The following is a 6,614-nucleotide window of genomic DNA, read 5'->3' as shown; positions in this document are numbered from 1 at the left end:
CCGCCGACCGGGCTCAGGCGGCGGGCGAGCCGCTCGGCCTGCTGCATGGCGTCCCGGTCACCGTGAAGATCAACATCGACCTGGAGGGACAGGCCAATTCCAACGGCGTCGTGGGCCTCGCCAACCTGATCGCGCCGGGCGACTCTCCCGTCGTCGCCAACCTGCGCGCCGCCGGCGCGGTGATCTTCGGCATGACCAACACGCCGGAGTTCTCGCTGCGCGCCTTCACCTCCAACCCGCTGCACGGCCAGACCTACAATCCGTGGGATCCGGCGGTCACCTGCGGCGGTTCGTCCGGTGGGGCCGGCGCGTCGGTGGCGGCCGGGATCGGCGCCATCGCCCACGGCAATGACATTGGCGGCTCGCTGCGCTGGCCCGCCAGCTGCAACGGCGTCGCCACCCTCAAGCCGACGCTCGGACGGGTTCCCGCCTACAATCCCAGCGCCGCCGCCGAGCGGCCGCCCATGGCCCAGTTAATGAGCGTCCAGGGCCCCCTGGCCCGCGAGGTCGCCGACGTGCGCCTGGCCCTGGAGGCGATGAGCCGCCGCGACCCGCGCGACCCCTGGCAGGCGCCCGCGCCGCTGACGGGCCCCGCGCTGGCCCGGCCCATCAAGGTCGCCCTGGCCGAGATACCCGCCGACCTCGATGCCGACCCCGAAGTGCTGGCCCTGCGCGACCGGGCCGCCGCGCACCTGGCCGCCGCCGGCTATGAGATCGTCCCTGTCGCCGTCCCCGACATCACCCGGGCCTGGCAGCTCTGGTGCGACCTGATCTCCACTGAGATCGCCACCGTCCAGATCGGCCCGATGCGCGAGCTCGGCAGCCCCGCCTTCCTCGGCGCCCTGGAAGGTCTCCTGAAGATGGCCACCATCCTCGACGCCCCCGGCTACATGCAGGCCATGGCCTCGCGCGCCGGCCTGCTCAGGGACTGGCTGATGTTCCTGGAGACCTATCCCCTGATCCTGGCGCCGGTGGCCGTGCAGCCGACGCCGGCCTTCGACGCCGACCTGCAGGGCGACGCGGCGCTCTATCGGATTTTCCACAATGACCAGCGGTTCCTGGGCGCGATCAGCGTCCTGGGCCTGCCCGTCGCGGTGGTTCCCGCTGGACTCACCGCCGCCGGCCATCCGGTGGGCGTGCAGCTGATCGCCAGCCGATACCGCGAGGACGTGGCGCTCGACGCCGCCCAGGCGATTGAGGACCGCGTCGGCGTGTTGGCCCAGAGGCTTTGGGCGCGCTGACCGGCGAATCCGCCAATCCTGTCCACACGGAACACCCACACTCAAACCCAGCGTACGGAGCCTAGCGATGTCAGTGGTCGACGGCGTGAGACACGAACTCAAGGAAGCCGAGCACCAGCTCCTGGTGCAGCTGCGCTTGCTGCGCCGCAGCCTGCGCGCCGAGCATGCGGCGGTCAAAGGCGAGCCCGACCTGACGCTGGGCCAGCGCGTCGCCGACACCGTCGCCGCCACCATGGGCTCCTGGAAATTCATCATCATCCAGACCACGATCCTGCTCGTCTGGATCGTGCTGAACGTCACGGCCTATGTGCAGAAGTGGGACCCCTACCCTTTCATCCTCCTGAACCTGGCGCTGTCGTTCCAGGCCGCCTACGCCGCGCCCTTCATCATGATGAGCCAGAACCGCCAGCAGGACATCGACCGCAAGGAGGCGGAGGAGGATCACCAGATCAACATCAAGGCGGAGCTCGAGATCGAGCTCCTGCACCAGAAGCTCGACGCGCTCCGCGAAAAGGAAGTCCTGGCGCTGACCGAAGCCATCGCCGACCTCACGGAGCTGCTGCAGGCCGAGCGCCGGGCCAAGGGCGGGGCGTCCTCGCCGTCGGCCTGACCCCGCTGTCGCCCGCGGATCAGAAATGGTGCGTGCAGAACGCCAGCAGCAGGATCACCGGAATCGGCACGCCGATGGCGAAGAGCAGAATGGAGCGCATAGGGACCTCTTCATGGCTGAGCTGTTGAAAATCCGCTTTCCAACGCTCCAGCTTGGTGGTCGTTCCGCCTGAAATTCAGACTCGTCACGCGCCGATTGTTCTGCTTTTGTTCTGATCATGCTGATGAAGATGCGCATCGTGCCGATCGGCGACCAGGCGACGCTGGGGGACCACCGCCACTATCCGGGCGCCCGCCTGCTGCTGGTCTGCAGCCTGTGCGGCTGGGACAAGGCCTACCGGGCGGAGCGGGTGATCGACCGCCTGCGGGAGCTGAAGTCCGGCGGCCACGCGACCCGCCTGGAGCAGGTCGCCCGCCGCGTCGCCTGGAACTGTCCCGGCTGCGGTCGCGTGAAATGGCGCTGCCACTTCGCCTGGCCCCCCGGCTTCGACGACCGCGAAGCCAAGCGCCTGGCCAACCTCTACCGCAATTGACGCCGGCTAGCCGTGGGCGTCCCTGGCGGTGATCGTATAGACCTTGAAGGGGCCCTCGTGGTCCCCCGCACAGCCCGCCTCGATCGCCGCGCGGTTCTTCTGAACCGCACCCAGCACCCAGGCCGGCGCCATCGGGAACCGCGCTTTCATACCGGCGAAGCTGCTGTCGAAGGTCGTGGGCTGCTGCACAGTCTCCGTCGGCAGGGGCTTGGGATTGATGTTCATGCTGAGGCCATGGAAGCCGTCCAGCTGCGCTGGCCCGACGCCGAAGCCCTCGGCGTTGACCCACACCAGGCAGTTCGCCGTGGCGAAGGCCCCGTGCCGCGACACGGTCGCCACCGAGATCAGGTTCTTCTGATAGGGCGCCTCGGCCTCGGCTGCGGCCAGCGCCGGACCCGCCGCCGCGATCAGCGCCCCTGCGACCCACACCAGTTTCGACAAACGCTGCATCGGTGACCTCCAAGCTCGGCCATGATGAGGCGAAAGGAACTGGGCCAAATCGCGGCGAGTCTGAATTGTGGCGCGCTTTTCGCGCACCCGCTAGGCCGCCGGAGCCGGAGGTTGACGCCACGGCCGCGTTGACGCGCGACGAACGAGGGTCGATCAAGGGGCCCGGGTCATCGGAGGATGCGTCCATGAAGTGCGGCTTGTTCTTCGGCTTGGCCGGCCTCGCCTGCGGCCTGACGCTCGTCGGCGCCGCTGGAGCCGCGCCCTATCAGGCGCCGCTCAACGGCTTCGGCCAGCCCGACCTCAGCGGCAACTGGACAAACACCACGCTCACGCCCCAGGCGCGCCCGGCGCTCTATGGCGCGCGCCGCGCCCAGACGCCCGAGGAGGTTCGGCTGCTGGAAGGCGCCAACGCCGCCAAGGACGCGGCCTCCGCGGCCCCCGTCTCCACGACTGGCGCCGACGGCGCCTCGGACAATGTCGGGGCCTACGACCGCGCCTGGATCGACCAGGGCGCGAAGGTCATGCGGGTCAACGGCGAGCCGCGCACCTCGCTGATCACCACCGCCGACGGCCAGCCGCCGCCGCACCGTGGCGAGGCCGCCAAGCCCCTGCCGCCCGGCGCGGGCTCAGTCGAGGCTGGACGTCAGGCCGTGAAACAGGCCGCCGACTTCGACCAGTTCGCCGCCCAGGGCAACGTCGCCGCGGGGCGGATGGGCTCTTTCGACAACCCGGAGAGCCGCGGCGTCGGCGAGCGCTGCATCATCGGCTTCGGCCGCAACGCCGGCCCACCGATGTTCCCCAACGGCTGGTACAACAACAACTACCTCTTCGTGCAGGGCAAGGACGAGGTCGGCATCGTCGTCGAGATGAACCACGACGTGCGCCACGTCCGCCTGAACGCCGGCCACCGTGCCGACGAGGTCCGGCCCTGGTTCGGCGACAGCGTCGGCCGCTACGAGGGCGACACCCTGGTCGTCGAGACCGACCACTTCCCGCAGGCCCAGGCCTATTTCGGCGCCTGGAAGGACCTGAAGGTCACCGAGCGCTTCACCCGCGTCGGCAAGGACCGCCTGCTATACCGCTTCACCGTCGAGGCGCCCTCGGTCTGGGACAAGCCCTGGGGCGGCGAGTACGAGTTCCGTCCGCTGAAGGGCCAGCTCTACGAATACGCCTGCCACGAGGGCAACCACGCCTTGCCCGGCATCCTCGCCGGGGCCCGCGCCGAGGAACGCGCCGCCGCCGCCGCGGCGACGCCCGCGAAGGCCGGCGGACGCTAGGAACGTCCACGGCTCCTCCCCGTCAGGGGGAAGGCTAAGGCTTCGGCAGCGAAGGCTCCGCCACGGCCTCCGCCTCCCGCGGCCGTTCGCTCAGCACGAACCCGCCCTCGGTCTCCGGGTCCTCCAGCAGCGCCTTGCCCGACCCGTCGAGCCGCAGCCACTCCAGCCCCTGAGCCAGCGTCAGCACGCGCGCCTGGCGGTGGTGGAGCGGCTTGCCGGTGTCGACCATGGGCGTGGAGAACGCCGTCCCCGGCGCGCCAGTCACGAAGGTGAAGCTCTCCAGCGGCCCCTCGTGGTCGGAAGGGTGCGCCACATCCCACAGCCCCGCGAAATAGCGCACCCGGTCGGCCTCGTCCCGCGGCGTCCAGCTGATCTCCCAGCGCCGCTTCGCATCGCCCTTCTTCCACTCCGGCGGCTCGTCATATTCGATGAAGCCGGTCAGCGGGATCAGCGCGCGCCGGCGCTTGTAGGGCTCGCGGAACGCCGCTGTCGTATCCACCGTCTCCAGCCGCGCGTTGGTGCACATCGCCTTCCACGCCGAGACCGGCCCCTTGTGGAAGAACGGCACCATCCACCACCGCCGCTCCATCCCCTCCAGCCCGGCCGAAGGATCGGTCGGATCGACGGCCCGGATCATCGTCGCCCGGTTGGACGGCCTAAACGACCGCTCCACCGGCCGGTTCGGCTCGGCGTCGGCCCAGGCGAACGGGATCCCCAGCTCGGCGAAGACGCTGTCGTAGTCGCCCCGCGACACCCGAAGGCGATATTCGTTGCACATGGCCGACAGTGAAGCGCGAAGACCCCGCGAGGGAAACCAACCGCCGCGTGCAGGGGTCGCGTCCCCGGTGGTGGTGTAGCCCACCACCCATAGCGGACGTTTGGCGAGTCCGAGTACAGTCGCCCCTTAGTGATCCGCTGGGGGGCGGCATGGACATGCGTGGCAAGACCAATCTGACCGAAATCTACGCCTCGGAGCGCGCGTCCTCCGGCGGCGACGTTATTCACCACTCAATGTGACGGCTGGCTGAACGCCCTGTGTTCTCCGGATGGCGTAAGGTCCGCTTCCCACACAGAAAATCCCGAGCCCCAACCCTCGCTCAAGAAACTGAAAAATTCAAAGAACAAATCAAGAACATTGGCCGTGTTGCAGCCCAAAAAAACAACCGGGTAACCACCCTGCATGACCGCCGCTTAACCGCGCCGGCGCAAGGCTGGCAGTTGCCGCGGCGGACGGTCGCCCAGCTTCGAGGAGTTCGACCATGAAGACCATGACCTGGGCCCTCGCCGCGGTCGCCAGCGGCCTGGCGGTGATGACCGCCGTCGCCCTGGCCCCCGCCCATGCCGCCCCGGCGCCGGAGGCGCGGCTGATCTCGCCCGCCGATTGCGCCTGCCGCCACGCCGTCGAGTTGCTCAACGCGGGCCGGTACGGCGAGGCGATGCCGATCCTGCAGCGGCTGGCTGAAGGTGGCGACGGCATCGCCATGAACGACCTCGGCTACGTCTATGAAGAAGGCCTGGGCGCGCCCGCCGACCCGGCCAAGGCGGTCGCCTGGTTCCGCAAGAGCGCCGCCCTCGGCGTTGGCGCCGCCCACCTCAACCTCGCCGGCATGTACACCGTCGGCGACGGCGTCCCACGGGACGACGGCGAGGCCTTCCGCCAAATCCAGGCCGCCGCCGACGCCGGCGATGTGGACGGCCTTTTCGCGCTCGGGCGCGCCTACCAGCACGGCACGGGCGTCGCCGTCGACTACGCTAAGGCCATGGAGATCTACCACCGCGCCGCCAAGGGCGGCCATGCCACCGCCCTCAACCAGATCGGCTTTCTCTATCAGCACGGCCTTGGCGTGTCGGCGAACCCCACCACCGCCTACTGCTGGTACGCCTTCGCCACCGCCAACGGCTACGCCGACTCCGCCCGCCACATCGCTGAACTCGAAGCCCAGGGCCAACCCGCCCCACCGCCCGGCGCCTGCGAGGTCGTCAATCGCAGCTGACCGGCGCAACTCCTGGCACCACACCCGCCCTTAAGCGATCGCCAATCCCAAGGCTCCGGCGGCCGCCTCCGTTGAACCTCCGGCAAGCTCGGCCGTTACACTCACGACCCGCGCTCGAGGCAGACCCACGGATACCCACGCATGCCCAGCCTTCGCCTTGCACTCGTCGCCACCCTGGCCCTGGCCGGCGCGGGCCTCACCGCCTGCGACCGCAGCCACGAGAGCGCCGCCAGCCAGAAGGCCATCGGCCACGTCGAATCCGCTGCCGGAGACCTGACCGGCAGCGACAAGCTCAAGGCCCAGGGCAAGCACGACGAGGTCGTGGGCGGCGTGAAGTCCGCCGTCGGCGACGTGAAGGACACGGTGAAGGACGCCGTGCAGAAGTAAGGCCGCCGTTACGGCGGCTAGAGCATTCGACATCTAAGTTGATGCATAGCCGTCGTGGCGGAAATAGTTGGCGCATTCCTGCGGGGTGAAGGCGTCGAGCACGTGGCCGATGCGATCCCAGAG

General features: G+C 69.3%; 8 protein-coding genes. 6 read left to right on the top strand and 2 right to left on the bottom strand.

Annotated features, from left to right (window positions below; all coding sequences use genetic code 11):
- The 3 genes from E8A12_RS17245 to E8A12_RS17235 all read left to right on the top strand — a co-directional run.
- Positions 1-1,241: amidase (locus E8A12_RS17245; protein WP_293371073.1), on the top strand; the 1,241-nt coding region annotated here is incomplete at its 5' end.
- A 67-nt stretch (positions 1,242-1,308) separates the two neighbouring features.
- Entirely contained in the window at positions 1,309-1,851 is a 543-nt protein-coding gene (locus tag E8A12_RS17240) for a DUF1003 domain-containing protein (protein ID WP_293371071.1), read from the top strand.
- Between the two features lie 223 nt (positions 1,852-2,074).
- Positions 2,075-2,383 carry a hypothetical protein gene (locus tag E8A12_RS17235; protein ID WP_293371069.1) on the top strand — a complete coding sequence of 103 codons (309 nt, stop codon included), beginning with the start codon at positions 2,075-2,077 and terminating at the stop codon, positions 2,381-2,383.
- Between the two features lie 6 nt (positions 2,384-2,389).
- Here the strand turns inward: E8A12_RS17235 and E8A12_RS17230 are convergent, their stop codons facing one another.
- Positions 2,390-2,833: a hypothetical protein gene (locus E8A12_RS17230; protein ID WP_293371067.1), complete on the bottom strand. Its 444-nt coding sequence runs from the start codon at positions 2,831-2,833 to the stop codon at positions 2,390-2,392.
- Positions 2,834-3,018: 185 nt separating this feature from the next.
- Here E8A12_RS17230 and E8A12_RS17225 point away from each other — a divergent pair, with 185 nt between their 5' ends.
- Positions 3,019-4,110: a hypothetical protein gene (locus E8A12_RS17225; RefSeq protein ID WP_293371065.1), complete on the top strand. Its 1,092-nt coding sequence runs from the start codon at positions 3,019-3,021 to the stop codon at positions 4,108-4,110.
- 34 nt (positions 4,111-4,144) lie between these two features.
- On the opposite strand, the gene E8A12_RS17220 is transcribed toward E8A12_RS17225, so the two are convergent.
- Complete coding sequence (locus E8A12_RS17220; RefSeq protein WP_293371063.1) at positions 4,145-4,888, bottom strand: SOS response-associated peptidase family protein; 744 nt, start codon at positions 4,886-4,888, stop codon at positions 4,145-4,147.
- Between the two features lie 481 nt (positions 4,889-5,369).
- Here E8A12_RS17220 and E8A12_RS17215 point away from each other — a divergent pair, with 481 nt between their 5' ends.
- Together E8A12_RS17215 and E8A12_RS17210 are read left to right on the top strand one after the other, a co-directional pair.
- Entirely contained in the window at positions 5,370-6,104 is a 735-nt protein-coding gene (locus E8A12_RS17215; RefSeq protein ID WP_293371061.1) for a tetratricopeptide repeat protein, read from the top strand.
- Between the two features lie 141 nt (positions 6,105-6,245).
- Positions 6,246-6,491, top strand: coding sequence for a CsbD family protein (locus E8A12_RS17210; RefSeq protein ID WP_293371059.1), 246 nt, complete (start codon positions 6,246-6,248; stop codon positions 6,489-6,491).
- Positions 6,492-6,614 lie beyond the last annotated feature (123 nt).

It is taken from the genome of Phenylobacterium sp., assembly GCF_004799395.1.
Lineage (GTDB): Bacteria > Pseudomonadota > Alphaproteobacteria > Caulobacterales > Caulobacteraceae > Phenylobacterium.
Note: the sequence above shows the minus strand (reverse complement) of the source record. Positions and strands in the feature narration are given on the sequence as shown.

Bases quoted from the DNA above. Each gene is read 5' to 3' on its own strand.
- E8A12_RS17230 (WP_293371067.1), bottom strand. From the start codon at position 2,833: ATGCAGCGTTTGTCGAAACTGGTGTGGGTCGCAGGGGCGCTGATCGCG.
- E8A12_RS17215 (WP_293371061.1), top strand. From the start codon at position 5,370: ATGAAGACCATGACCTGGGCCCTCGCCGCGGTCGCCAGCGGCCTGGCG.
- E8A12_RS17240 (WP_293371071.1), top strand. From the start codon at position 1,309: ATGTCAGTGGTCGACGGCGTGAGACACGAACTCAAGGAAGCCGAGCAC.
- E8A12_RS17210 (WP_293371059.1), top strand. From the start codon at position 6,246: ATGCCCAGCCTTCGCCTTGCACTCGTCGCCACCCTGGCCCTGGCCGGC.
- E8A12_RS17220 (WP_293371063.1), bottom strand. From the start codon at position 4,888: ATGTGCAACGAATATCGCCTTCGGGTGTCGCGGGGCGACTACGACAGC.
- E8A12_RS17225 (WP_293371065.1), top strand. From the start codon at position 3,019: ATGAAGTGCGGCTTGTTCTTCGGCTTGGCCGGCCTCGCCTGCGGCCTG.
- E8A12_RS17235 (WP_293371069.1), top strand. From the start codon at position 2,075: ATGAAGATGCGCATCGTGCCGATCGGCGACCAGGCGACGCTGGGGGAC.